Source organism: Tardiphaga sp. 20_F10_N6_6 (genome assembly GCF_052076045.1).
GTDB classification, from domain to species: Bacteria; Pseudomonadota; Alphaproteobacteria; order Rhizobiales; family Xanthobacteraceae; genus Tardiphaga; species Tardiphaga robiniae.
This window is the reverse complement of the sequence record NZ_CP197239.1, coordinates 682,545-704,560: the sequence shown is the minus strand read 5'-3', so window position 1 is coordinate 704,560 and position 22,016 is coordinate 682,545. Positions and strand designations below refer to the sequence as shown.

Below are 22,016 nucleotides of genomic sequence, written 5' to 3'. Positions count from 1 at the left end.
AGTTATTCCCACTCCGTCATGGCCGGGCTCGTCCCGTCCATCCACGTCTTGGTGTTGATGCCTATAAAACGTCGATGCCCGGGACAACTAGCGAAGTTCGCTTCGCGCTGCCCGGGCATGACGAACGTGAGGGAGGAGCTTAACTTAGGCAGCCGCGTCAGCAGCCATGGTGGCCTTGACGATCTTGTCCGGGTTCTGCACCGGCTCGCCGCGCTTGATCTTGTCGACGTTCTCCATGCCTTCGGTGACCTTGCCCCAGACAGTGTACTGCTTGTTGAGGAACGACGCGTCGTCGAAGCAGATGAAGAACTGGCTGTCGCCGGAATCCGGGCTGGCCGCGCGGGCCATCGACAGCGTGCCGCGCACATGCGGCTCGTTATTGAATTCGGCCTTCAGCTTCTTGCCCGAACCGCCGGTGCCGGTGCCCTGCGGACAGCCGGTCTGCGCCATGAAGCCGTCGATGACACGGTGGAAGACGATACCGTCGTAGAAGCCTTCGCGCACGAGCTCCTTGATACGGGCGACATGGCCCGGGGCCAGATCCGGGCGCATCTCGATGGTGACGGGACCCTGGGTGGTTTCAAGGATCAAAGTATTCTCGGTAACAGCCATGCTCGTCTCTCTACTGGTTTGGGTTGGTTTCGGCGGTCGTCAAACCGCACTCGGAAGGGGCGTCCAGCGACCGCGTCGCCCAGGCCCCCGGTAAATGGCATCGGCGTGCAATGTTGCAATGTCTCCATCACAGCCGTTCGGTAGGCAACGCTGTCGGCCTCGGAGGCATCCGGCGTCTCGAAGGTAATTCGCGGCCTTCCGAGAAGTTCACCGGATCGCTTGAAGCTGAACAGTACCGTGATCTCCATGCCCGGATGGCCGCGCGGCAAGGCGGGCGGATGCCAGCACACTTTCAGCCTTCCGAACATGCCCTCCAGCGTACTCACGGCGTCAGACTGAGCCGATGCCGGATGCGCCTGAAGGACGCCAGACAGCAATAATGCCGCGAGCAGAGCAATCACCCTGCATCGCGGCATCATGATGCTCACTTGATGTCGGAAGCGACCTGAACCTTGACCATCTTGTCAGGGTCGGTCACGGCGCCGCTGGCCGAACCGGGAGGCGCCTTCTTGAGCTTGTCGACGACGTCCATGCCGGCGACGACGTCGCCAACCACGGTGTATTTGCCGTTCAGCGACGAGCCCTCCGCGAACATGATGAAGAACTGCGAATTGGCCGAATCCGGATCGCCGGCACGTGCCATGCCAACAACGCCGCGCTTGTACGGCACCTGCGAGAATTCGGCCTTCAGGTTCGGATACTTCGATCCGCCGGTGCCGTTGAAGTTCTTGCCATCGCCGGTCTGCGCCATGAAGCCGTCCATCACGCGGTGGAACGGTACGTTGTTGTAGTAGCCTTCGCGGGCGAGCAGCTTGATGCGCTCGGCGTGCTGCGGGGCGATATCGGTGCGCAGCTTGATGATGATCCGGCCCTTGGTCGTGTCGATCACGACCGAATTGGCCTTGTCGAGGCCAGCCGGAAGGGCTGCCGGAGCCTGCGCGAAAGCGGGAGCCGCGAACATCAGCGCGGCAGCAAGTGCGACTATACGGATCATGGAAACTCCGGATCAGAGAAAGCCGGTCAGCCGGCGTTTGATTAAGCGGCGAATTTGGACTTGAGGCTCTTGGCAACCGCGTCCGGGACGAAAGCCGAAACGTCGCCGCCCATGGCGGCGATTTGCCGGACCAGTGTGGCGGTGATCGGGCGGACACTCACCGAGGCCGGAAGAAATACCGTCTGCACATCCGGCGCCATAGTCTCGTTCATGCCGACGATCTGCATCTCGTAATCGAGATCGGTGCCGTCGCGCAGCCCACGGATCATGATGGTCGCACCGATCTGTTGCGCCAGTGTGGTGGTGAGATTGTCATAGGTCGTGCAGTCGAATTCGCAGCCGGCGGCTGAGGCCAGCGGTCCGAACACCTGCTTCACCATCTCCAGCCGCTCGTCCGTCGAGAACAGCGGCTTCTTGCCAGGATGGACGCCGATGGCGACCACGAGCTTGTCGCACAGGCCAACGGCATGGCGGACCACATCGAGATGGCCATTGGTGACGGGATCGAATGAACCGGGATAAAGCGCGATACGGGGCATTCCCCCTCCTACCCCGCCCCCGTTCGAGCCGCAAGCCGACTTGGTTCCGCCCGCTGGGGCCGAAGGGCCGATGTTTATTTTCGGACAGGGCTCGAACCGGATGCCGGGTCAGCGCGTCTACTGGGTACGCAGCAACGATATTGAAAACATTGGGCTTTCGAGCCTCATGTGTCGTCATGCGCGTACGGACGAAACACAAACCGGGCCGGATGAAACCACTTTGCCCGGACACGACAACTTCCTGAAACCGGGCCTGATTAATCAGGCAAGCACAGGAAGCGACAAACAAACCGGGCCAAAACGGCCCGAATGACAGGGGACCGTCATGATCAAGACTCTCTCAGCAGTTGCCGTCGCAGCTTTCATTGCAGCCGCCCTCACCGTTCTGCCGGGCTTTGCCCCGAAGGTCGAGGCGTCGGTGCCGGTGGCCCTCGCCAAGGCCGACCGTCTGGACATCCACACGGTAGGTCGCAACTGCTCCGAGCAGGCCTGGCCGAACTTCGAGGCCTCCTGCCTGCGTAACGCAGCCAGCAAGACGATCACTGTCCGCGAAGTCCGCCTCGTGACCGCCGAGCGTCGCTAAGCGGCAAAGAATACCGTCCCCGGCCAGAGCCGGGGGGCGTACTGATACTCAATCCGGGCAATTGAACTACACTCCTCCACCGCGCGCGATGCATAGTTCAGTGAAATTCTCGCGACAACTACTTCAACTAATTTCATAGCAATTCGCGACGCAACGTCGCAGACTGCTGGTTAAGCGCGATCGTGAAAGCGCGAGTCCCGCGAGGGCTGCCAGTGACCGCCATCCCAGCCGCATCGCCAGGCCACTCTGGCGGACTTCCTCTCACGGCAACGATCGGCGCGCTCGGCGTCGTCTATGGTGATATCGGCACCAGCCCCCTTTATGCACTCAAGGAAGCCGTGAAGGCAGCCGCCCATGGCGGGCCTCTCACGTCCGAAGCAACGCTCGGCGTGGTGTCGCTTATCCTCTGGGCGTTGATCCTGATTATCTCCCTGAAATACGCGCTTCTAATCCTGCGCGCCGACAATCGCGGCGAAGGCGGTATCGTCGCGCTGTTGGCACTGCTCCACGCGCGCAACGCAGAGCCGGGCACTTGGCGCATACATTTGCTGATCGTCGGCCTCGTCGGCGCCGCCCTGCTCTATGGCGATGGCGCCATCACGCCGGCGATCTCGGTGCTATCAGCCATTGAAGGCCTCAAGGTCGATGCACCGTCGCTGGCGCCAGCCGTGGTGCCGCTCACCGTCATCATTCTGATCGGGCTGTTTCTGATGCAGAGCAAGGGCACCGGTTTCATCGGCGGCATCTTCGGGCCAGTGATGCTGGGCTGGTTTGCCGTGCTCGCGCTGCTCGGCATCCATGGCATCGTGCAATCGCCCGGCGTGCTCGCTGCCGTCAGTCCGCTCTATGCCTTCGAATTCCTGATCCATCAGGACTTTCACATCAGCTTTGCCATTCTCGGCGCTGCCTTCCTTGCCGTGACCGGCGGCGAAGCGATGTATGCCGATATGGGCCATTTCGGCCGGATGCCGATCAGGCTCGCCTGGTTTGCCATCGCCCTGCCGGCGCTGGTGCTGAACTATTTCGGCCAGGCGGGACTTCTGATCGCCGACCCCACCGCCATCAACAACCCGTTCTATCAACTGGCGCCGGACTGGCTGCACTACCCACTGGTGGCCTTTGCGACCGTCGCGACGGTGATCGCCTCGCAGGCTATCATTTCCGGTGTGTTCTCGCTGACGCAGCAGTCGATCCAGCTCGGCTTCCTGCCGCGGATGCAGATCCGGCACACCACCAGCCACGCCATGGGCCAGATCTATGTGCCGCTGGTGAACTGGCTGCTGGCGGCGGCGACGCTGGCCGCCGTGCTCAGCTTCGGCACATCGGACGCCCTGGCGGGCGCCTATGGCATCGCGGTATCGCTGCTGATGGCGATCACCACGCTGCTCGCGGCATTGGTCGCTCTGCAATGGGGTTATCCGCCGCTTCTCGTCGTGTCGGTGAATGGCTTCTTCTTCATCATCGATTGCATCTTCTTCGCCGCCAATTCCACGAAGCTGTTCGAAGGCGGCTGGTTTCCGCTATTCTTGGCGGCTGCTGTGGCGTTCCTGATGCTGACATGGCGCAGTGGTGTCAAACTCGTCGAAAGCGCCCGCGCCAAACTGCGTCAACCCGAAGAAGACCTGATCGAGACGGCCGTCAGTCGCTGCCATGCGCGCCTCAATGGCACTGCGGTGTTCCTGGCATCCATGCCGAACGGTGTGCCGCTGGCGCTGACGCAATTCGTCAAGCACAACCACGTCCTACATGAGCGCGTCATTCTGGTGACTGTGCTGATCTCCGAAGTGCCGCGCGTCCCGGATGCCGATCGCGCCGAGATTATCGAAGTCATTGAAGGGATCACGCGCGTCATCTTGCACTACGGCTTCATGCAGTATCCAACGATTTCGGACGGGCTAGGTCTAGCCTCCGAACAGGGCAAGCTGCCCGGCATCGATCTCGCCGAGATCACCTATTACATCGGCCGGGAGACCATCATTCCCAGCGACAAGGTCGCCGGGATGGCGGTGTGGCGCGAAACCGTATTCGCGTTCCTCCAGCGCAACGCCGAGCGCTCCGCGGCGTTCTTCGGCGTGCCGACCAAGCAGGTCGTCGAATTCGGCACCGAGATCGAGATTTAAGCCGCGCGCGACTTAAGCCTCGGCCGGCCGCGACTGCTCGCAGCAGGCCTGGCCGAACGTCGAGGTCTGCCTGCCTGCGCTCTAGCGACCCACGCCCGCAAGGCGCGGAGCCTCTGCGAAACACGCGATGAGCATTTCGGTGAGGACTCGTACCTTTCGAGGGGGATGCTGACTTGGCGGGCGGATGACATAGACACCTGCCGGTGGCGGCGGATGGCGTGTCATGACCGGAACAAGCGTTCCCGAGGCGACATCGTCATGGGTGATGCCATCGGGGAGCCAGGCGATGCCCAGTCCTGCCAATGCTGCGGCGCGGAGAGCCGTGCCGTTATCGGCTTTGAAGCGCCCTTGCGGGCGCACCGTGATTGTCTTGTCGCCATCCATGAATTGCCAGGCTTCTGTGCCCTGCATGAGAGCCTGATGCGCAACGAGGTCGTCCGGCGTCTCGGGGGAACCATGCGCTGCGATATAGTCCGGGCTGGCGACCAGTTTTCCATAGATGGGCCCGACGTGTCGCGCGATCAGGTTGGAGTCCGGAAGATAGCCAACCCGGATGGCGCAATCGAAACCTTCTGCGATGAGATCAACGAAGCGATCACTGTAGACGCTATGGATGTGGAGCTGCGGGTGCCGTCGCGCCATGTCCGCAAGCACAGGAGCTAAGTGCGTTGGGCCGAAAGTCAGCGGCACGGCAATGCGCAAGCGGCCGCAAAGCTCACCATCAGGCAGGAGCAATTCCCTGGCCGCGTCGATCTCGGCGCAAGCTCGCGCTGCATGGTCGCGAAACGCGACTCCCGCTTCGGTGAGCGCAGCGCCGCGCGTGGTTCGTGCGAGAAGCTGCACGCCAAGTTCCGCTTCAATGCGAGCAAGCTGCCGACTGACGATCGACTTGGAGACGCTGAGCCGACGCGCAGCGGGCGAAACGCCCCCGGCATCGGCAACTTCCACGAATGTCCTGAGCGCTTCGATATCCAATTCGGCGTTCCCCATTCCGCAACACAGCTTGCCACGGAAGGGCACTACCTCATCAAGCCCAAGAACGGCAATACCCCTCGAGACAGCGCCGCCGTTGGCGCATGTCCCATCAAGAAGACCAATCTCACTCACAACGGCACCAGAGGATATATTCATGACCTTTCGTAATGGCCTTGCGTCGCTCCTTCGTCCCGAAGACTCGGTCCTCATTCTGATCGACCACCAGCCCTACCAGCTCGCCAACGTGAACAGCCATGAACCGCAGATGGTGATCAACAATACGGCGGGCCTGGCGAAGGCCGCCAAGGCGTTCGGCGTTCCCACCATCCTGACCTCGGTGCTCGCCGAGCGTGGCGGTCTCTTATTCCCTCAGATCACCGACGTGTTCCCCGGCCAGGAGGTGATCGACCGGACCTTCATCAACACCTGGGAAGACCCGAAGGCGGTGGACGCCGTCAAGGCAACGGGCCGCAAGCAATTGATCATCGCGGGCCTGTGGACTGAGATCTGCGTCGCGATGCCGACGATCCAGGCCCTCGGCGAGGGCTGGGACGTAACGGTCGTCACCGATGCCTCGGGCGCCGTTTCGGTCGAGGCCCATCAGGTCGCCATCCAGCGCATGATCGTGGCCGGCGCCAACATGATGACCTGGCTGGCAGTGGCCGCCGAATGGCAGCGCGACTGGGCGCGGGCTGAGAGTGCCGCCAAGCTAACGGAAGTGATGACGCAGCATGCAGGCGGCAGCGGCATTGCGTATCTGTGGGAGCAACAGCTGCTCAATACGCCGGTGCCGAAGAGCGCAGGCGCATAGCGCCGAAAACCTCTTTCGACCGAGCAAGCGCGAGGTGTTGGGTTCTCGCTTCGCTCAACCCATCCCGCACATCACATACATAAAAGAAAAACCCGCGGCATGACCGCGGGTTTTTTATCAACGTGCCAGCCGCTGCGGAGAGCCTCAGCCCTCCGCCACCGGCACACCGTTGCCATTCTCGCCCTCTTCGCCCTCGCCCGCCTCGCCGATATGCTCGACCGACACGACGTGCTCGTCGTCAGCCGTGTTGAACACGATGACGCCCTGGGTCGAACGGCCGGCAATGCGGATACCTTCCACCGGGCAGCGGATGAGCTGGCCCTTGTCGGTGACAAGCATGATCTGGTCGCTGTCCTCGACCGGGAACGAAGCGATCAGCTTGCCATTACGGTTGTTGACCGACATGGCGACGATGCCCTTACCGCCGCGGCCGGTGGTGCGGTACTCGAACGACGAGGTCCGCTTGCCGTAGCCGTTCTCGCTGATGGTCAGTACGAACTGCTCACTGGCCGACATCTCGACATAGCGTTGCTCGCCGAGTTCGATGGCACCCGTCGCCTCTTCGGTCTCCACGGCCGCTGCCGCTTCGTCCGCCACATCAGCACGCTCCTCGGCACCGCCGCGGCGCACCGCATTGGCACGGCGCAGATAGGCAGCGCGCTCATCGGAATTCGCCTCGAGGTGGCGCAGGATGGTGAGCGAGATGAGCTTGTCGCCGTCCGCCAGCGAGATGCCGCGCACGCCCATGGAGCTGCGGCCCTGGAACACACGGACGTCAGTCACCGGGAAACGGATGCACTGGCCGCCGGCAGCGGTCAGCAGCACGTCATCATGCTCGGTAGCGATCTGCACATCGACGATCGCTTCGCCCTCATCGAGCTTCATGGCGATGATGCCCGAACGCCTGACATCGACGAAGTCCGACAACTTGTTGCGGCGGACGTTGCCGCCGGTGGTCGCGAACATCACGTCGAGATCGTTCCACGTCGCCTCGTCCTCAGGCAGCGGCATGATCGTGGTGATGCGTTCGCCCTGCTCCAGCGGCAGGATATTGATCATCGCCTTGCCGCGGCCGTTTGGCGGCGCGATCGGCAAGCGCCAGACCTTTTCCTTGTAGACCTGGCCACGCGACGAGAAGAACAGCACCGGCGTATGGGTCGAGGCCACGAACAGACGCGAGACGAAATCCTCGTCGCGCGTCGCCATGCCGGAGCGGCCCTTGCCGCCTCGGCGCTGCGCCCGATAGGTCGAGAGCGGCACGCGCTTGACGTAGCCATGATGCGATACCGTCACCACCATGTCTTCGCGCTGGATCAGGTCTTCGTCTTCGACCTCGCCTTCCTGCTCCATGATGACGGTCTTGCGCGGCGTCGCGAATTCCGCCTTCACCGCGCCGAGTTCGTCCTTGATGATGCCCTGGACGCGCGCGCGCGAACGCAGGATCTCCAGATAGTCCGCAATCTCGACGGCGAGCTTGTCCAGCTCGTCGGAGATTTCTTCGCGGCCCAGAGCTGTTAAACGTGCGAGGCGCAGATCGAGAATGGCCTTGGCCTGTTCGAAGGACAGCCGCGCGGTGCCGTCTTCCTCGAGGCGATGGCGCGGATCGTCGATCAGCATCATCATCGTCGCCACATCCTGCGCTGGCCAGCGGCGCTCCATCAGGATGTCGCGCGCAGTTGTCGGATCCGGCGAGGTCCGGATCACACGAATGACCTCGTCGATATTCGCCACCGCAATCGCGAGGCCGACGAGGATATGCGCGCGGTCGCGCGCCTTGTTGAGCAGGAATTTGGTACGGCGCGTGACGACCTGTTCGCGGAACGCGACGAAGATCGTCAGCAGGTCCTTCAGGTTCATCAGCAACGGACGGCCGGTGTCGAGCGCCACCATGTTGGCGCCGAAATTGGTCTGCAGCGGCGTGAACTTGTAAAGCTGGTTGAGCACCACCTCCGGCACCGCGTCCCGCTTCAATTCGACGACGACGCGAAAACCGTCGCGGTCGGATTCGTCGCGTAGATCGGAAATGCCTTCGATCTTCTTGTCGCGCACCAGCTCGGCAATGCGCTCCACCATGGTGGCCTTGTTCACCTGGTAGGGAATTTCCGAGACGATGATCGCTTCGCGGTCCTTGCGCGTCGGCTCGATCGAGACCTTGCCGCGCATCACGATGGAACCGCGGCCGGTGTGATAGGCCGTACGAATCCCGGCCCGGCCGAGAATGATGCCACCGGTCGGGAAATCCGGACCCGGGATGATCTTGTTCAGATCGTCAATGGTCAGTGACGGATCATCGATCAGCGCGACGCAGGCGTCGATGACTTCGCCGAGATTGTGCGGCGGGATGTTGGTGGCCATGCCGACGGCAATGCCGCCGCCGCCATTCACCAGCAGATTCGGAAACTTGGCCGGCAGCACGCGTGGCTCACGGAACGAGCCATCGTAGTTGTCCTGATAGTCGACGGTGTCCTTGTCGAGATCGTCGAGCAGCGACTGCGCGATCTTGGTCAGGCGCGACTCGGTATAGCGCATGGCCGCGGCCTGATCGCCATCGACCGAACCGAAATTGCCCTGACCGTCGATCAGCGGCACGCGCATCGAGAAGTCCTGCGCCATGCGGACCATGGCGTCATAGACCGACTGGTCGCCATGCGGATGATATTTACCGATGACGTCGCCGACGGTTCGCGCCGACTTGCGATATGGCTTGTTCCATTCGAAGCCGTTCTCATACATCGCGTAGAGAATGCGCCGATGCACAGGCTTCAAGCCGTCGCGCGCATCCGGCAGCGCACGCGCCACGATCACGCTCATGGCGTAATCGAGATACGAACGCTTCATCTCATCGAGGATGGATACGGGACGAATATCCGAGGGGGCCGGTGGCTCCCCAGGCTTCTGGTCTTCAGTGTCGGACAAGGATGATTTCCGGTCAGGTTTTGCTGGGAATCATATAGCGCATCGCGCGGCTTCAAGCCACCCCGTAGACAATGCCCGCAGCTCTATTTTCCTGCTGATTTTTCAAATGCTTACGGGAGCTGTACAGGGCTTGTGAAGTGGCCCCGAATAAGCCAGCCCAAGGCAGCCGAATCTTGCGAAAATCATGCGGCCGTCTTGCGGCAATCTAGCGACCGAACACCACGGTGTGCATGACCCGGCCGGGCACGAGGGTGAACACGCCGGCGATCACCAGGGCGCCAGCGAAGATCGAAATCATGGTGATGGCGTGCGCCCTGACGCGATGCCGCCGCGCGGCGACCACTCCGACCACCAGCATCACCGGCGCGATGATCGACAGCAGGTGGATCGGGCTCCAGTCTCGCCACAGCCGGTAGCTATGGCCATGGATCCCAAACGAGCTGATCGCAACGGTGGCGAGCAACGCCACCCAGATCCAGCCGAGCGTCTTGTGCGGTAGCGTGCCCTTGGGCGCGATCAATTGAACGACACCGAGCACGAATGCGACCATGGCCGCAAAAGCATGCAGCGGGATTGGAGCGGCGGCATCAAGCAGCGGCTGCAGCGACATGGTGGCCCTCGCGTTCAGGAGGCAGAGTCAGCTCACCATCGCAGAAATCTTTCCATTGTAAAGATCATATTGCCGCCACGTTGCCGCAGCTAACCGTCCCCTCAAAAAAGCAAAACGCGCTGCGAGCAATCAGCTCACAGCGCGCGATGCAGAAGTTCAGGACGTCCTGACAGCAGATCAGAAGGGTTATATGTGGTTATGGACGTGATGCGTGAGGCGGTCGAGGAGCGCGCCGGTGACCGAGGCTGGATTCCGGGATATCTCCAGGTCGCGCCTGGCGGACGGCTGCACCTTGTTTCGTGCGCGCCTCACGGGCTGATCGTGGCTGAATGGTTGGTTTCGGACGCAAGGCTCTCCGAGACAGGGGACCGCGCTAGTCGAGGCGACCCAAAGTATCCATGCCTCGCTCCGGGCGGACCGGGGCTCGACCACGCAATGATTCAAATCGTGAGCGAGCGTCAGATGCTGCCACCAGGCCCCCGTGCGAAATGTTGAGATCCATCAAGTTCACAGTTGCCAGCTAATCCAGTGGTTTGGCTTTTATCGCCTTGGTCACCCAGGGCGGTCTCATTGATATGCTCTCCCAGGACTCGCGTGATGACCTTATCGAAATTGAGGGGGTCGGCACCGTTGACTTGTATCAAGGACCATCCGTCCCGGCGCAAGCACTCGCCGATCTCCCTTGAGATATTGGCCTGCTTCAAGCCCCTGTCCACGCCGAGTTCGAACAGGAGGACTTCGATGAGCGGCTGGTGCGCATGCCGATCCGTAAGACGGCGGCGCAACGTTTCCTGCGGCGCATCGAGCTGGACAAGCAGGTCCGGTCGCGGAAGGAACGCTAGGCAGTCACGAACCACGTCAATGCTTGGAGTTCGCGCCAGCAAAACCAGCGCACACAATGCCTGGATCAGGCCTTCTTCAAAAATGAAGTAACCTTCCGATTCCTGCGCTTTACGCCAAGATTCGCACAGTAGAGCGATGTCGACCTTCATGCGCCATGACCATGTGCGGCTTCGTAGCGGGATTGATGCTAGAAGCCGCGCCGCGACACCGTCCTTCGGCAGGGTCGATAGCAAGACAGGACCGGAGGTGGCAATCTTTCTGCCAATACGCCCAATGCCATGGCGCGTCTCCGGGCCGTCATCCTGGGCCGACGCATATTCAATCAGGCGATAACCGTTCACTGTCTTCAGGTTGATGCCTTCTTGCGCCAGCCCCCGGCAGAGGCCGCGAAGAAGTGTGGTCTTGCCTGCACCAGGCGGCCCAAATAACTCGATGATCATGGTGGAATGCCCAGCGCCTCGGAACAAGCTGTCATTTACCTGCAGGTCAGAGCTTAGCCGGATTACAAACCACACCAACGTTCATTTGAATGACTGTTCGGATCCGCGGACTGCCGCCCGTCGACTAGTCGGATCACGCCTGCCGCTCCGTTCCGGCATCGTGCGAATGCATGAAGACGTCGTCCCGACATCGAGATTAGCGTCGGCGGACTCGAGGGACATATCCTTATGCTCAACGGAGACGCGCCCAGCTATCGCGCGAGCCACCAGTCGGTTGATGTCGTTGCCGACTACGTCAGCACCTTCGAGGTGGGCCATTGCGCGGCATTGTGGCGGGACGTCGAACAGCCCTTGCTCGAAAGCATTCTGCGCCGGCTCGGAGGGCCACAGCGAACAAGCCTCGACTTCGCCTGCGGAACCGGACGCATTGCGAAGGTCGCCGCTCGGTTGTTCGGCTCGGTTGTCGGGGTCGATGTGTCAGAAGCGATGCTTTCGGCAGCTTCGGTGCCAGACAACGTGACGCTGCTATGCGTCGACGTCACCAAGGTTCCTCTCGAACAGACATTTGACGTCGCCACCGCATTTCGGTTCTTCTTGAATGCAGAAGACACGCTTAGGCGCGACGCATTGCGGGCGATCTATCGGCATCTTCGCAACGACGGCGTATTGGTGTGCAATATCCAGCTCAATGCAACGTCACCCATCGGGTCGTTCAGTCGTGTCCTGAACTGGGCATATCCGAGCAGACCTCGAAACACCCTGACTTTGTATCAATTTTCAAGCCTGCTGTCGGATGAGGGATTTGAGGTCGTGGAGAGCACGTATTACGGCTATCTCCCGCGACCGGGCCGGTTGTTTCCACATCTCTGCGAGGCGCTGATCGAGCCATTCGAAAAGGCGTGCCGGAGGCTCAAGGTGCCGGGATTATTGGCGGAGAGTTTTATTGTCGCGGCGCGAAAGCGGGAACGCCTGTTTCCTCAGGTGCAGGACCCTCGGCGAATCGTGCAGGCACCAACAACCTCTTGAGGTTCGGGAGCATGATCATCGAGTTCTTTGGCCCGGCACCACCTTCGCCCACGCGCTGTGCAAGCGGCTCAACGAGCGCGGCCATCATGCGAATGTTGTGCTCAGCTATTCGGAGCCACCACCTCTCGCGTCACCGACGCCTCATGCCCTCCCACGGCAGGTGAGCGTGCAAGACGAAGCGAGTTCACGAGATCGATGGTTTCCTCCTGCGTCAGTAGATCGCCGGTCTCCAGCCGCTCGATCAGGCTGACCCCGCGCAATGCGGCCCACTCTTCGGTCGCCGCGATCGAGCGAAGCACCTTCAACATCGTGTTGATCGATCCGGCTTTGCTCCTGAGGAATACGGCGCTGTAGCGAGTAGCCCAAGGGTCCGGCAGCCCGCTCTCCCTGTCCAAGAGAAGCCCAAACCTCTCGCCGCCCTCCATTACAACGGGCTTTACGCGAAATCGGCTGGCAATGCGTTGATTTATCAAACGAAAGCCCCCTTGTTTACACAAGCGGGCCCCGCAGAATCTGATTCGAGTCTCGTCGGCAATCCGGAAGCTGAAAAACGCTAAGTCATTGAAGAAGCGACGAAAGCGTTTTTTAGTTTACACACAGCTCCAACCAACAGTCAGAACGGGATGTCGTCATCCATGTCGCTGCCGCGGCCACCACCGCCACCTGCCGGTGCGGCCACGCGGCGCTGCGGCGGAGCGCTCGACTGGCCGCCGCCGAAGCTGTCGCCCATGTCATCGCCGCCGTAACCGCCGCCACCACCCGCGCCACCGCCCTTGCCGTCGAGCATGGTCAGCGTCGAGTTGAAGCCCTGCAGCACGATCTCGGTGGAGTATTTCTCGACACCCTGCGGATCAGTCCATTTGCGGGTCTGCAGCGCGCCCTCGATGTAAACCTTGGCGCCCTTCTTCAGATACTGTTCGGCCACCTTGGCGAGACCTTCGCTGAAGATCACGACACGATGCCACTCGGTCTTTTCCTTGCGCTCGCCGGTGCCCTTGTCGCGCCAGGTATCCGAGGTCGCGACGGTCAGGTTGACGACCGGGTTGCCGTTCTGCATCCGGCGGACTTCTGGATCCTTGCCGAGATTGCCGACCAAAATCACCTTGTTGACGCTACCCGCCATGCCACTCTCCTACTCTCGAATCTGAATTGCTGATTGGGCGCCGGCGCAGGCCCTGGCCCGCGCGCAAACGCCGCTGATAATGGGACCCTATACGGTCCGCGCTCCCGCGCAGGCCCCCGCGACGGGGTTATCCACGATCTCTTATATGATCGTCCTCGCATATAGCATGTTCCATTTTTGTTCTCAAGGACACCCCTTGGCGAATTGTTGGGCGACGACGAAGTGCCGAGTCGTCGCTGTCGCGTCTGAGTCGAGCAATAGTGGAACCCGAAGGGAACCGCACCCGGCCAAAATTCATATACCTTTCATTAACTTAGAAACGGCCAAACATCGAAGACGAGTGTGCTATTTGAGTGACGGACTTTTTGGCAGACTTGCGTATATTTCGATCACTGAATTGCATTTGGCGCTTGCGCCGGGACACGAGGCTTCGCCGACGCGAAGCAATTTTGGGGAGAATTCACATGAAGAAGTTTCTGTTGGGCACCGTTGCCCTGATCGCTCTGGGCGCTTCGGTTCCGGCAATGGCCGCTGACCTGGCCGCTCGTCCCTACACCAAGGCTCCGGCCTATGTTCCCGCCCCGATCTACAACTGGACCGGTTTCTACATCGGCGGTCACGTCGGCGGCGCGTTCAACGGTTCGAACGGCTTCGGCGGCACCTCCGACAATTCGGACGGCCGTTTCCTCGGCGGCGTGCAGATCGGTTACGACTACCAGTTCGCTCCGAACTGGGTGTTCGGCATCGAAGGTCAGTACAGCTGGGTTGGTTCGAACAACACCAACGTCGCTTTCGTTCCGGCTGGCGTCACCTACAACCTGAACCAGAAGGGCCTCGCCTCGGTCACCGGTCGCATCGGTTACACCTGGGGTCCGGCACTGCTCTACGTGAAGGGCGGCTACGCTTACTCCGACTACAGCGAATCGCTGGTCACGACCGTTGGCGCCGTTCCGGTGGCTTTCGCAGCTGGCACCAAGCATGACGGTTACACCGTCGGCGCCGGCCTCGAATACCTGTTCACCCAGAACTGGTCGGGCAAGGTTGAGTACCAGTACTACGACTTCGGCAAGACCACCTTCGCTGCTCCGTCGCCGGTTGGCATCATCGGCCTGTCGTCCCGCAACGACGAGCACACCGTCAAGGCTGGCCTGAACTACCGCTTCAACTGGGGTGGCCCGGTCGTCGCGAAGTACTGAGCTTCGCGCCTGATTTCAGGCTCTTGATTACGGAAAGGCCGGCGGAAACGCCGGCCTTTTTCGTTTGGCTGGAAGCCCGGATTCCGGAGAGATTAAGAGCTAACCCATCGCCTTCGGTTGAATACTACCCACGACTGTAGCGCGCGAATTTTCACGCAACTATTGCGTTTGTTTTTCTCCGTTGCAAGGAAGGCACAGCCTGATTGCCTGAATCGCGCTAGGGTTGAAACACTCACAAGGGGAGCATGCCATGAAGAAAATTCTGCTCGCATCCGCCGCCCTCGCTGTTCTCGGCTCGGCAACGTCCGCTTCTGCGGCCGATCTCGCAGCACGGCCCTATACCAAGGCGCCTCCGATGATCGCCGTCGTCTATGACTGGACCGGTTTCTATATCGGCGGCAACGGCGGTTGGGGAACGAGCCGCAAATGCTGGGACACGACCCAGGTTCTCGGTGCCGCACTGGCCTTCAGCGAGGGATGCCATGACGCAAGCGGCGGCACGGCTGGCGGTCAGATCGGCTATCGCTGGCAGAGCACCGCTTGGGTGTTCGGTCTGGAAGCACAGGGCAACTGGGCAGACTTCAAGGGCTCGAATGTCAGCCAGCTCGTACTCGGTACGACCGGCAACCGGTCCAAGATCGAAGCCTTCGGCCTGTTCACTGGCCAGATCGGTTACGCCTGGAACAACACCCTTCTTTACGTGAAGGGCGGCGCTGCCGTGACGAGCGACAAGTATCAGGGCTACACCGTGGGAACCAATGTCGTATTCGATAACGCTAAGGAAACCCGCTGGGGCGGTACGGTTGGCGTTGGCCTGGAATATGGCTTCACGCCAAACTGGTCCTTCGCGGTCGAATACGACCATCTGTTCATGGAGACCAGCAGCAACAGCTTCACCGCTGTGACACTTCCTGTGACCTCGCGCATCGATCGCATCAGCCAGGACGTCGACGTCGTCACCGCCCGCATCAACTACAAGTGGGGCGGCCCTGTCATCGCCAAGTACTGAGACGAGTACTGAGAACTGCGACCGCCTTCCCTCATTCCGACAAACTTAGCCCGGCCTCGCGCCGGGCTTTTTGCTGGCGCCTCGCTCAGACCTGACGCGCTTCCGATTGGCAGTCCATTGGCATGAGCCCGATACCGGAAGACCTTTCCTGCGCAGGCCGTTCGATTTGCAGCCTTGCCTCGCAACCCCTCCGCCAACAAACCGTTGATCGTTGCTGTGGAGCACTGGAAATCCGTCCTCGTTCTTCCTATGTTCCGATGACAATCAATCGGCGTTGATCCCGGCCCGGCCGGCGGTGCGCGCCCGGATGAGCGCGCCTCGCGCGCTGGGGAATTGCCTGTTATGGACGAGATCATCAAGGCGAAGCGGCAGCAGGCCGCCGCGAACATGCGCAGCATCACCATCCGCGGCGCCCGCGAGCACAATCTCAAGAATGTCGACCTGACGATCCCGCGCGACAAGCTGGTGGTGTTCACAGGCCTGTCCGGCTCCGGCAAGTCGTCCCTCGCCTTCGACACGATCTATGCCGAAGGCCAGCGCCGTTACGTGGAGTCGCTGTCGGCTTACGCCCGGCAATTCCTCGAGATGATGCAGAAGCCGGATGTCGACCAGATCGACGGGTTGTCGCCGGCCATCTCCATCGAGCAGAAGACCACCTCGAAGAACCCACGTTCGACCGTCGGCACCGTCACCGAGATCTACGACTATATGCGCCTGCTGTGGGCGCGCGTCGGCATTCCCTATTCGCCGGCAACCGGCCTGCCGATCGAAAGCCAGACGGTGTCGATGATGGTCGACCGCGTGCTGGCGCTGCCGGAAGGCACGCGTCTGTACCTGCTGGCGCCGGTGGTGCGCGGCCGCAAGGGCGAGTATCGCAAGGAACTCGCCGAATATCTCAAGAAGGGTTTTCAGCGCGTCAAGATCGACGGCACCTTCCATGAACTCGCTGAAGCACCCGTACTCGACAAGAAGTTTCCGCATGACATCGACGTCGTCGTCGATCGCATCGTTGTCAGACCGGATATCGGCCAGCGCCTCGCGGAAAGTTTCGAGACGGCACTGAAGCTCGCCGAAGGTCTTGCGGTCATCGAATATGCCGACGCGCCTGCCGCCCCCGCGGACGACAAGAAATCCGACAAGAAGGTCGCGAAGATTCACGACAAGACAGGTGCCGAGCGCATCCTGTTTTCCGAGAAGTTCGCCTGCCCGGTCTCCGGCTTCACCATCCCCGAGATCGAACCTCGCCTGTTCTCTTTCAACAACCCCTATGGCGCCTGTCCGAAATGCGGTGGCCTCGGTGTCGAGCAGACCATCGATGCCGACCTGGTCATTCCCGACAAGGAGCTGACGCTGCGCAAGGGCGCCATCGCGCCATGGGCGAAGTCGTCGTCGCCTTATTACGTGCAGACGCTGACGGCGCTCGGCAAGTTCTATAAATTCACGCTCGACACCAAGTGGAAGGACCTGCCGAAGAAGACGCAGAACGCCATCCTGCACGGCTCGGGCGATGACGAGATCAAGTTCTCCTATGAAGACGGCGTGCGCTCCTACGACACCAAGAAGCCGTTCGAGGGCGTCGTCACCAATATCGACCGCCGCTTCCGCGAAACTGAAAGCGAATGGGCGCGCGAAGAACTCGGCAAGTATTTTTCCGACGTGCCCTGCGATGCCTGCGAGGGCTATCGGCTGAAGCCGGAAGCGCTGTCGGTGAAGATCGGCGGCAAGCATATCGGCAACATTTCGGAAATGTCGGTGCGCAAGGCTGGCGACTGGTTCGAGTCCGTGCCGGATCTGCTCAACAAGCAGCAGAACGAGATCGCTGTCCGTATCCTCAAGGAAATCCGCGAGCGCCTCTCCTTCCTGCTCGATGTCGGTCTCAACTATCTCACGCTGGCGCGCTCATCCGGCACGCTGTCCGGCGGCGAGAGCCAACGTATTCGCCTGGCGTCACAGATCGGCTCGGGCCTCACCGGCGTGCTCTATGTACTCGACGAGCCATCGATCGGCCTGCATCAGCGCGACAATGCCAGATTACTTGATACGCTGCGGCGGCTGCGTGATCTCGGCAATACCGTGATCGTGGTCGAGCATGACGAGGACGCGGTGATCGCGGCCGACTACGTGGTGGATGTCGGCCCCGGCGCCGGCACCCATGGCGGCAATATCGTCGCCCAGGGTACGCCCCAGGAGGTGATGAAGAATCCGAAGTCGCTGACCGGAAAATATCTCACCGGCGAAATGTCGGTGCCGGTGCCGGAGCGCCGGCCGCCGAACCATCGCCGCACCATCAAGGTGATCAATGCGCGTGGCAACAATCTCAAGAACGTTTCGGCGGAAGTGCCGCTCGGCCTGTTCACCGCGGTGACCGGCGTCTCCGGCGGCGGCAAGTCGACGTTGCTAATCGACACGCTCTACAAGGCGATCGCGCGCAAGCTCAACGGCGCCAGCGAAGGCGCCGCGCCGCATGACCGTATCGAAGGCCTGGAGCATATCGACAAGATCATCGAGATTGACCAGTCGCCAATCGGCCGCACGCCGCGCTCGAATCCGGCGACCTATACCGGCGCCTTCACGCCGATCCGCGAATGGTTTGCCGGCCTGCCGGAATCCAAGGCGCGCGGCTATGAGGCCGGCCGCTTCTCGTTCAACGTCAAGGGCGGCCGCTGCGAGGCCTGCCAGGGCGACGGCGTCATCAAGATCGAGATGCACTTCCTGCCCGACGTCTATGTCACCTGCGATACCTGCAAGGGCAAGCGCTACAACCGCGAGACGCTCGAAGTCCTGTTCAAGGGCAAGTCGATCGCCGACGTGCTCGACATGACCGTGGAAGAAGCCGCCGACTTCTTCAAGGCAGTGCCGCGTGTGCGCGAGACCTTCAAGACGCTGCATCGCGTTGGACTGGATTACATCCATGTCGGCCAGCAGGCGACGACGCTATCCGGCGGCGAAGCGCAGCGCGTCAAGCTCGCCAAGGAGTTGAGCAAGCGCGCGACCGGTCGCACGCTCTACATTCTCGACGAGCCGACCACGGGACTCCACTTCCACGACGTCGCCAAACTGCTCGAAGTGCTGCATGAGCTGGTGGCGCAGGGCAATACAGTGGTGGTGATCGAGCACAATCTCGAAGTCATCAAGACCGCCGACTGGGTCATCGACCTCGGCCCCGAAGGCGGCGACGGCGGCGGCGAAATCGTCGCCTGGGGTCCGCCGGAAGATATTGTCAAAGCACCGCGCAGCTATACGGGCAAGTTCCTGAAGCCGGTGCTGGAAAAGGCGGGGAAGCCCAAGAAGCGGAAGGCGACGAGCGAAGCGGCGGAGTGAAGGTAGCCACGCTTGAGCGATATCATCCAAAGAAATTTAGCTCTGCCGTTCGCATCTCTTGAAGGCATCGGCAAAGTCTATGCGTTCTTGGATTTGGAACATCCCGCAGTCCGCTGGGCAGTCATGAGAGGCATGCTCGTCTCCGCATCTCATGCAGCTGAGTCCGCAGGATTCGTTTCATTTATGCAAGCTGGCATTATTACTGCTGGCAATAATCCGCGCCTATTCAATGAAACGATAATCGATCTTTATCGGCAGAATCGATTTCCGCAATGTCGATCTCGAATGCGCGGGATCTATTTCTTCGGATCAATCGCCGAAGCGACGGCTCGCATTAATGACAATGATTGGCCAGCCTATTTCACAGCGGATAATTTAGTTGAATTCGACCTGCTTTGCGACACCATGCCAACAATCGTCGATGCAAACTGGATTACTTTCGCAAAAGTTGGCAGCGACGGACGCATACCTCTCGACAATCTAGATTGGATTTCGAGCTATTGGAGTGGCAAGCAGTACAACGAAAACCCGACATGGGAAGTTATCGCCGACGGTGTGGCTTTAGTTCTTGACGAAAAAATCCGTCGTATTTGCAACTCCTCTCTCGAAAAAGAATTTCCGAAATCGCATATTCCTATACTGATGGCGAGATTGGGATCGGAGGTTGGCAGTCGTGGTGGCCAAATATCCCCGTTCATACTCCGAGAGAACGAAAACGACGTCGTTTTGACTTATCTCTCGAGCGATGCGGAGTTTCATAACCCTGAAGTAATCCAAAGAATTGGTCAGCACCCAGATTCTGGAAAACTTTTCCGAATGATGTCTGATAATGAAACTTGGAACATGCCCGACCTTCGACCTTGGTTTGGGCATTATAAACTAGGTGAGCAAAAGATCGGCAGCCTTGGTGATATTCACATTCCCTCGCTGCATGAGAACAAACTGGCTCATGTCAGCGCTTAGAAAGAGTAGCTCGGATGAGAGCATCGACATCCAGATTGAATATCGCTTCGCATGCAAGCTATTATCTAGCTCACCTCATTTCCAATTTTGCTAAGATGAGCCCTCTGAAAACGGCATTTGGTTTTCGTTCTGACGACGTAAAGAAGCTGGAAAGCGTTCGCATCGCGCTCGAAACTCGCGATATCGCAGCGGCTGCCGAACACGGACGAGTGTTTAAGCTGACGCCGGTGTCGACATAGGCAGTAGCCCAGATGGGAGCAGTGACTTCCTAGATCTGTCATCGACGCGAACACAAGCGGTCGCGCTCATGCGGGCGACCAGTACCATGCCCTCACCTCAGCCCCGTCCCGTGGCACCGCTGGCACTTCACCACCTTCTCGCCCTTCTTCAGCAGGCCCTTGCCTTCGCAATTCTTGCACTTCTGCTTCTTCTTGGTGTTAGGGCCTTTCTGGTTCGGTCTATCGTCTGCCATGGGGGCCTCCTGCGGGTGATATGAAACGGTAATGACGGGCTTAGCACGCTTGCGTGCGGCTCATGCATCGTTTCGCCGCGCGGATGCGGGTTGAAAACCGGGTCTGATGGGATCATCCTTCAGACGGGTCGCATATCGGCCACGACTCAGACGAGAACCAGCCCGTGACCGCCACTGCCAAACATCCAGCCGAGACCGAGACCCCGGCCACCTCCCCGCCCGCCAGCCATGCCCTATAAGCTCGCCATTTTCGATTTCGACGGCACGCTGTCCGACAGCTTTTCGTGGTTCCTCAGCGTCATCAATTCCGTCGCCGACAAGCACAAGTTTCAGCGCGTCGAACGCGACCGCATCGACGAGCTGCGGAGCGTCGGCGCCGGTGAGCTGATCCGGCTGCTCGGTGTCGCCAAATGGCGGATCCCGTTGATTGCGCGCGACATGCGCAAGCGCAAGGCGCAGCAGATCGACCGCATTTCGCTGTTTCCAGGCGTCGACCGCATGTTCTGTGAATTGAAGGCGCGTGGCATGACGATTGCGATCGTCAGCTCCGATAGCGAGGACAATGTCCGACACGTGCTCGGCGATCTCGATCAGCACGTCGCCTATTTCGCATGCGGCGCCGGCTTGTTCGGCAAGACGGCGAAATTTCAGCGTATCCTTGAGCTCACCGGCATCTCTGTCGATGACACGATCAGCATCGGCGACGAGATCCGCGATATCGACGCTGCACGCGAGGCCGGAATCGATTTCGGCGCGGTGACGTGGGGCTATACCAGCGGAGCGGCCCTGAAAGCGCGCACGCCGAATTATGTGTTTTCCCGGATCGACGAAGTCATCGCGACGCTGGCTGTGCCAGGACGCTAACGGCCGGCCAAAGACAGACGAAACCCGCCGGCCTCACGACAAGACCGGCGGGCCTGATCGCTTGTTGTCACTGCCCGTGCTGGGCCATTTCCCCATCACTCAAATCCCAGTCCTGCCACAACTGCAGTGCTGCCAGCAGCACCACGAGACCGCCGAGGCAGGTATGGATGAATCTGAGCATGCCATCACCCGAATAACCGAGGAAAAGTGGCGAGGCGATCAGCCACAGACCGAGAATGATCGCGGCCACCTCCTCCCAGCGTTGCAGCGCGACATACTCAAGCTGCGCAAGGCCAAATACCAGGACGCCAACCGCCACCGTGTTAATGATTATGGCGCTGGGGGTCCCCCCGGTATATTGATGACCGTTCTGCGTAGGAAACCAGGGCGAGAGCGCAATCAGAACGCCAAGCGCCATGCCAAACCAGTCTTCCCACGTGCGATGCGTACCGAGAAACCGAGAGTCTGACATCGTGACCTCCTCCAAAAGAGGCATACGTCAGCGGCCGTTGGCATGACACTCCAACTGTCAAACGACCGATCCGGCCGCTTCGGGGCGTATGTCTACAATTGACGTAGGAACCCGCTTTGCCTTTGCA

At 60.5% G+C, this 22,016-nt stretch carries 22 protein-coding genes; 10 read left to right on the top strand and 12 right to left on the bottom strand.

Going from position 1 to position 22,016, the window contains the following annotated elements; translation table 11 throughout:
- Positions 1-144 precede the first annotated feature (144 nt).
- From AB7813_RS03255 to coaD, 4 genes are read right to left on the bottom strand one after another with little or no spacing between them, the layout of a single operon-like run.
- Positions 145-612: a peptidylprolyl isomerase gene (locus AB7813_RS03255; protein WP_116663619.1), complete on the bottom strand. Its 468-nt coding sequence runs from the start codon at positions 610-612 to the stop codon at positions 145-147.
- Positions 588-1,031, bottom strand: a complete 444-nt coding sequence (locus AB7813_RS03250) for a hypothetical protein (RefSeq protein WP_439064619.1) — start codon at positions 1,029-1,031, stop codon at positions 588-590. Before AB7813_RS03250 ends, AB7813_RS03255 begins: the two co-directional genes overlap by 25 nt.
- A 5-nt stretch (positions 1,032-1,036) precedes the next feature.
- On the bottom strand, positions 1,037-1,606 hold the full coding sequence (locus tag AB7813_RS03245) for a peptidylprolyl isomerase (RefSeq protein WP_089264448.1): 570 nt from the start codon (positions 1,604-1,606) through the stop codon (positions 1,037-1,039).
- A gap of 41 nt (positions 1,607-1,647) precedes the next feature.
- A complete protein-coding gene (coaD, locus tag AB7813_RS03240; protein WP_089264449.1) occupies positions 1,648-2,145 on the bottom strand; it encodes a pantetheine-phosphate adenylyltransferase in 498 nt (165 codons plus the stop codon).
- Between the two features lie 70 nt (positions 2,146-2,215).
- Between coaD and AB7813_RS03235 the strand changes: the two genes are divergently transcribed.
- From AB7813_RS03235 to AB7813_RS03225, 3 genes are all read left to right on the top strand, one after another.
- Positions 2,216-2,458 carry a hypothetical protein gene (locus AB7813_RS03235; protein WP_184516379.1) on the top strand — a complete coding sequence of 81 codons (243 nt, stop codon included), beginning with the start codon at positions 2,216-2,218 and terminating at the stop codon, positions 2,456-2,458.
- A gap of 12 nt (positions 2,459-2,470) precedes the next feature.
- Positions 2,471-2,728 carry a hypothetical protein gene (locus tag AB7813_RS03230; RefSeq protein WP_439063822.1) on the top strand — a complete coding sequence of 86 codons (258 nt, stop codon included), beginning with the start codon at positions 2,471-2,473 and terminating at the stop codon, positions 2,726-2,728.
- A gap of 212 nt (positions 2,729-2,940) precedes the next feature.
- The gene (locus AB7813_RS03225; protein WP_439063821.1) at positions 2,941-4,848 is read left to right on the top strand and encodes a potassium transporter Kup; all 1,908 of its coding nucleotides are present in this window, start codon (positions 2,941-2,943) and stop codon (positions 4,846-4,848) included.
- Between the two features lie 81 nt (positions 4,849-4,929).
- Here the strand turns inward: AB7813_RS03225 and AB7813_RS03220 are convergent, their stop codons facing one another.
- Positions 4,930-5,823 (bottom strand): LysR family transcriptional regulator, encoded by an 894-nt coding sequence (locus tag AB7813_RS03220; RefSeq protein ID WP_089264716.1) that lies wholly within the window; start codon positions 5,821-5,823, stop codon positions 4,930-4,932.
- Between the two features lie 154 nt (positions 5,824-5,977).
- Between AB7813_RS03220 and AB7813_RS03215 the strand changes: the two genes are divergently transcribed.
- Complete coding sequence (locus tag AB7813_RS03215; protein ID WP_439083563.1) at positions 5,978-6,634, top strand: hydrolase; 657 nt, start codon at positions 5,978-5,980, stop codon at positions 6,632-6,634.
- 144 nt (positions 6,635-6,778) lie between these two features.
- On the opposite strand, the gene gyrA is transcribed toward AB7813_RS03215, so the two are convergent.
- The 3 genes from gyrA to AB7813_RS03200 all read right to left on the bottom strand — a co-directional run bounded on the left by gyrA (position 6,779) and on the right by AB7813_RS03200 (position 11,443).
- On the bottom strand, positions 6,779-9,550 hold the full coding sequence (gene gyrA, locus AB7813_RS03210; protein WP_231080745.1) for a DNA gyrase subunit A: 2,772 nt from the start codon (positions 9,548-9,550) through the stop codon (positions 6,779-6,781).
- A gap of 205 nt (positions 9,551-9,755) precedes the next feature.
- Positions 9,756-10,160, bottom strand: a complete 405-nt coding sequence (locus tag AB7813_RS03205; protein WP_439071583.1) for a DUF2306 domain-containing protein — start codon at positions 10,158-10,160, stop codon at positions 9,756-9,758.
- A 458-nt stretch (positions 10,161-10,618) separates the two neighbouring features.
- Positions 10,619-11,443, bottom strand: coding sequence for an AAA family ATPase (locus AB7813_RS03200; protein ID WP_439071582.1), 825 nt, complete (start codon positions 11,441-11,443; stop codon positions 10,619-10,621).
- Positions 11,444-11,671: 228 nt separating this feature from the next.
- Between AB7813_RS03200 and AB7813_RS03195 the strand changes: the two genes are divergently transcribed.
- A complete protein-coding gene (locus AB7813_RS03195; protein ID WP_439063816.1) occupies positions 11,672-12,469 on the top strand; it encodes a class I SAM-dependent methyltransferase in 798 nt (265 codons plus the stop codon).
- 101 nt (positions 12,470-12,570) lie between these two features.
- On the opposite strand, the gene AB7813_RS03190 is transcribed toward AB7813_RS03195, so the two are convergent.
- Both AB7813_RS03190 and AB7813_RS03185 read right to left on the bottom strand, forming a co-directional pair.
- Positions 12,571-12,777: a hypothetical protein gene (locus AB7813_RS03190; protein ID WP_231080749.1), complete on the bottom strand. Its 207-nt coding sequence runs from the start codon at positions 12,775-12,777 to the stop codon at positions 12,571-12,573.
- Between the two features lie 305 nt (positions 12,778-13,082).
- Positions 13,083-13,592, bottom strand: a complete 510-nt coding sequence (locus AB7813_RS03185) for a single-stranded DNA-binding protein (RefSeq protein WP_092142634.1) — start codon at positions 13,590-13,592, stop codon at positions 13,083-13,085.
- Positions 13,593-14,056: 464 nt separating this feature from the next.
- Between AB7813_RS03185 and AB7813_RS03180 the strand changes: the two genes are divergently transcribed.
- The 4 genes from AB7813_RS03180 to AB7813_RS03165 all read left to right on the top strand — a co-directional run bounded on the left by AB7813_RS03180 (position 14,057) and on the right by AB7813_RS03165 (position 20,081).
- Positions 14,057-14,788 (top strand): outer membrane protein, encoded by a 732-nt coding sequence (locus AB7813_RS03180; RefSeq protein ID WP_439063815.1) that lies wholly within the window; start codon positions 14,057-14,059, stop codon positions 14,786-14,788.
- A gap of 250 nt (positions 14,789-15,038) precedes the next feature.
- On the top strand, positions 15,039-15,797 hold the full coding sequence (locus tag AB7813_RS03175; RefSeq protein WP_439063814.1) for an outer membrane protein: 759 nt from the start codon (positions 15,039-15,041) through the stop codon (positions 15,795-15,797).
- A gap of 342 nt (positions 15,798-16,139) precedes the next feature.
- Entirely contained in the window at positions 16,140-19,118 is a 2,979-nt protein-coding gene (gene uvrA / locus AB7813_RS03170) for an excinuclease ABC subunit UvrA (RefSeq protein WP_093758686.1), read from the top strand.
- A 12-nt stretch (positions 19,119-19,130) separates the two neighbouring features.
- Positions 19,131-20,081: a hypothetical protein gene (locus AB7813_RS03165; RefSeq protein ID WP_439063813.1), complete on the top strand. Its 951-nt coding sequence runs from the start codon at positions 19,131-19,133 to the stop codon at positions 20,079-20,081.
- 331 nt (positions 20,082-20,412) lie between these two features.
- On the opposite strand, the gene AB7813_RS03160 is transcribed toward AB7813_RS03165, so the two are convergent.
- Complete coding sequence (locus tag AB7813_RS03160) at positions 20,413-20,553, bottom strand: hypothetical protein (protein WP_165826921.1); 141 nt, start codon at positions 20,551-20,553, stop codon at positions 20,413-20,415.
- Between the two features lie 228 nt (positions 20,554-20,781).
- On the opposite strand from AB7813_RS03160, the gene AB7813_RS03155 reads away from it, so the two are divergent.
- Positions 20,782-21,417 carry an HAD-IA family hydrolase gene (locus tag AB7813_RS03155; RefSeq protein ID WP_089264461.1) on the top strand — a complete coding sequence of 212 codons (636 nt, stop codon included), beginning with the start codon at positions 20,782-20,784 and terminating at the stop codon, positions 21,415-21,417.
- 67 nt (positions 21,418-21,484) lie between these two features.
- Here AB7813_RS03155 and AB7813_RS03150 read toward each other — a convergent pair whose 3' ends face one another.
- Positions 21,485-21,889 (bottom strand): SPW repeat domain-containing protein, encoded by a 405-nt coding sequence (locus AB7813_RS03150; protein WP_439063812.1) that lies wholly within the window; start codon positions 21,887-21,889, stop codon positions 21,485-21,487.
- Positions 21,890-22,016: the final 127 nt, after the last annotated feature.

Bases quoted from the DNA above. Each gene is read 5' to 3' on its own strand.
- AB7813_RS03255 (WP_116663619.1), bottom strand. From the start codon at position 612: ATGGCTGTTACCGAGAATACTTTGATCCTTGAAACCACCCAGGGTCCC.
- AB7813_RS03250 (WP_439064619.1), bottom strand. From the start codon at position 1,031: ATGATGCCGCGATGCAGGGTGATTGCTCTGCTCGCGGCATTATTGCTG.
- AB7813_RS03245 (WP_089264448.1), bottom strand. From the start codon at position 1,606: ATGATCCGTATAGTCGCACTTGCTGCCGCGCTGATGTTCGCGGCTCCC.
- coaD (WP_089264449.1), bottom strand. From the start codon at position 2,145: ATGCCCCGTATCGCGCTTTATCCCGGTTCATTCGATCCCGTCACCAAT.
- AB7813_RS03235 (WP_184516379.1), top strand. From the start codon at position 2,216: ATGTTTATTTTCGGACAGGGCTCGAACCGGATGCCGGGTCAGCGCGTC.
- AB7813_RS03230 (WP_439063822.1), top strand. From the start codon at position 2,471: ATGATCAAGACTCTCTCAGCAGTTGCCGTCGCAGCTTTCATTGCAGCC.
- AB7813_RS03215 (WP_439083563.1), top strand. From the start codon at position 5,978: ATGACCTTTCGTAATGGCCTTGCGTCGCTCCTTCGTCCCGAAGACTCG.
- AB7813_RS03205 (WP_439071583.1), bottom strand. From the start codon at position 10,160: ATGTCGCTGCAGCCGCTGCTTGATGCCGCCGCTCCAATCCCGCTGCAT.
- AB7813_RS03200 (WP_439071582.1), bottom strand. From the start codon at position 11,443: ATGATCATCGAGTTATTTGGGCCGCCTGGTGCAGGCAAGACCACACTT.
- AB7813_RS03195 (WP_439063816.1), top strand. From the start codon at position 11,672: ATGCTCAACGGAGACGCGCCCAGCTATCGCGCGAGCCACCAGTCGGTT.
- AB7813_RS03190 (WP_231080749.1), bottom strand. From the start codon at position 12,777: ATGTTGAAGGTGCTTCGCTCGATCGCGGCGACCGAAGAGTGGGCCGCA.
- AB7813_RS03185 (WP_092142634.1), bottom strand. From the start codon at position 13,592: ATGGCGGGTAGCGTCAACAAGGTGATTTTGGTCGGCAATCTCGGCAAG.
- AB7813_RS03180 (WP_439063815.1), top strand. From the start codon at position 14,057: ATGAAGAAGTTTCTGTTGGGCACCGTTGCCCTGATCGCTCTGGGCGCT.
- AB7813_RS03175 (WP_439063814.1), top strand. From the start codon at position 15,039: ATGAAGAAAATTCTGCTCGCATCCGCCGCCCTCGCTGTTCTCGGCTCG.
- uvrA (WP_093758686.1), top strand. From the start codon at position 16,140: ATGGACGAGATCATCAAGGCGAAGCGGCAGCAGGCCGCCGCGAACATG.
- AB7813_RS03160 (WP_165826921.1), bottom strand. From the start codon at position 20,553: ATGGCAGACGATAGACCGAACCAGAAAGGCCCTAACACCAAGAAGAAG.
- AB7813_RS03155 (WP_089264461.1), top strand. From the start codon at position 20,782: ATGCCCTATAAGCTCGCCATTTTCGATTTCGACGGCACGCTGTCCGAC.
- AB7813_RS03150 (WP_439063812.1), bottom strand. From the start codon at position 21,889: ATGTCAGACTCTCGGTTTCTCGGTACGCATCGCACGTGGGAAGACTGG.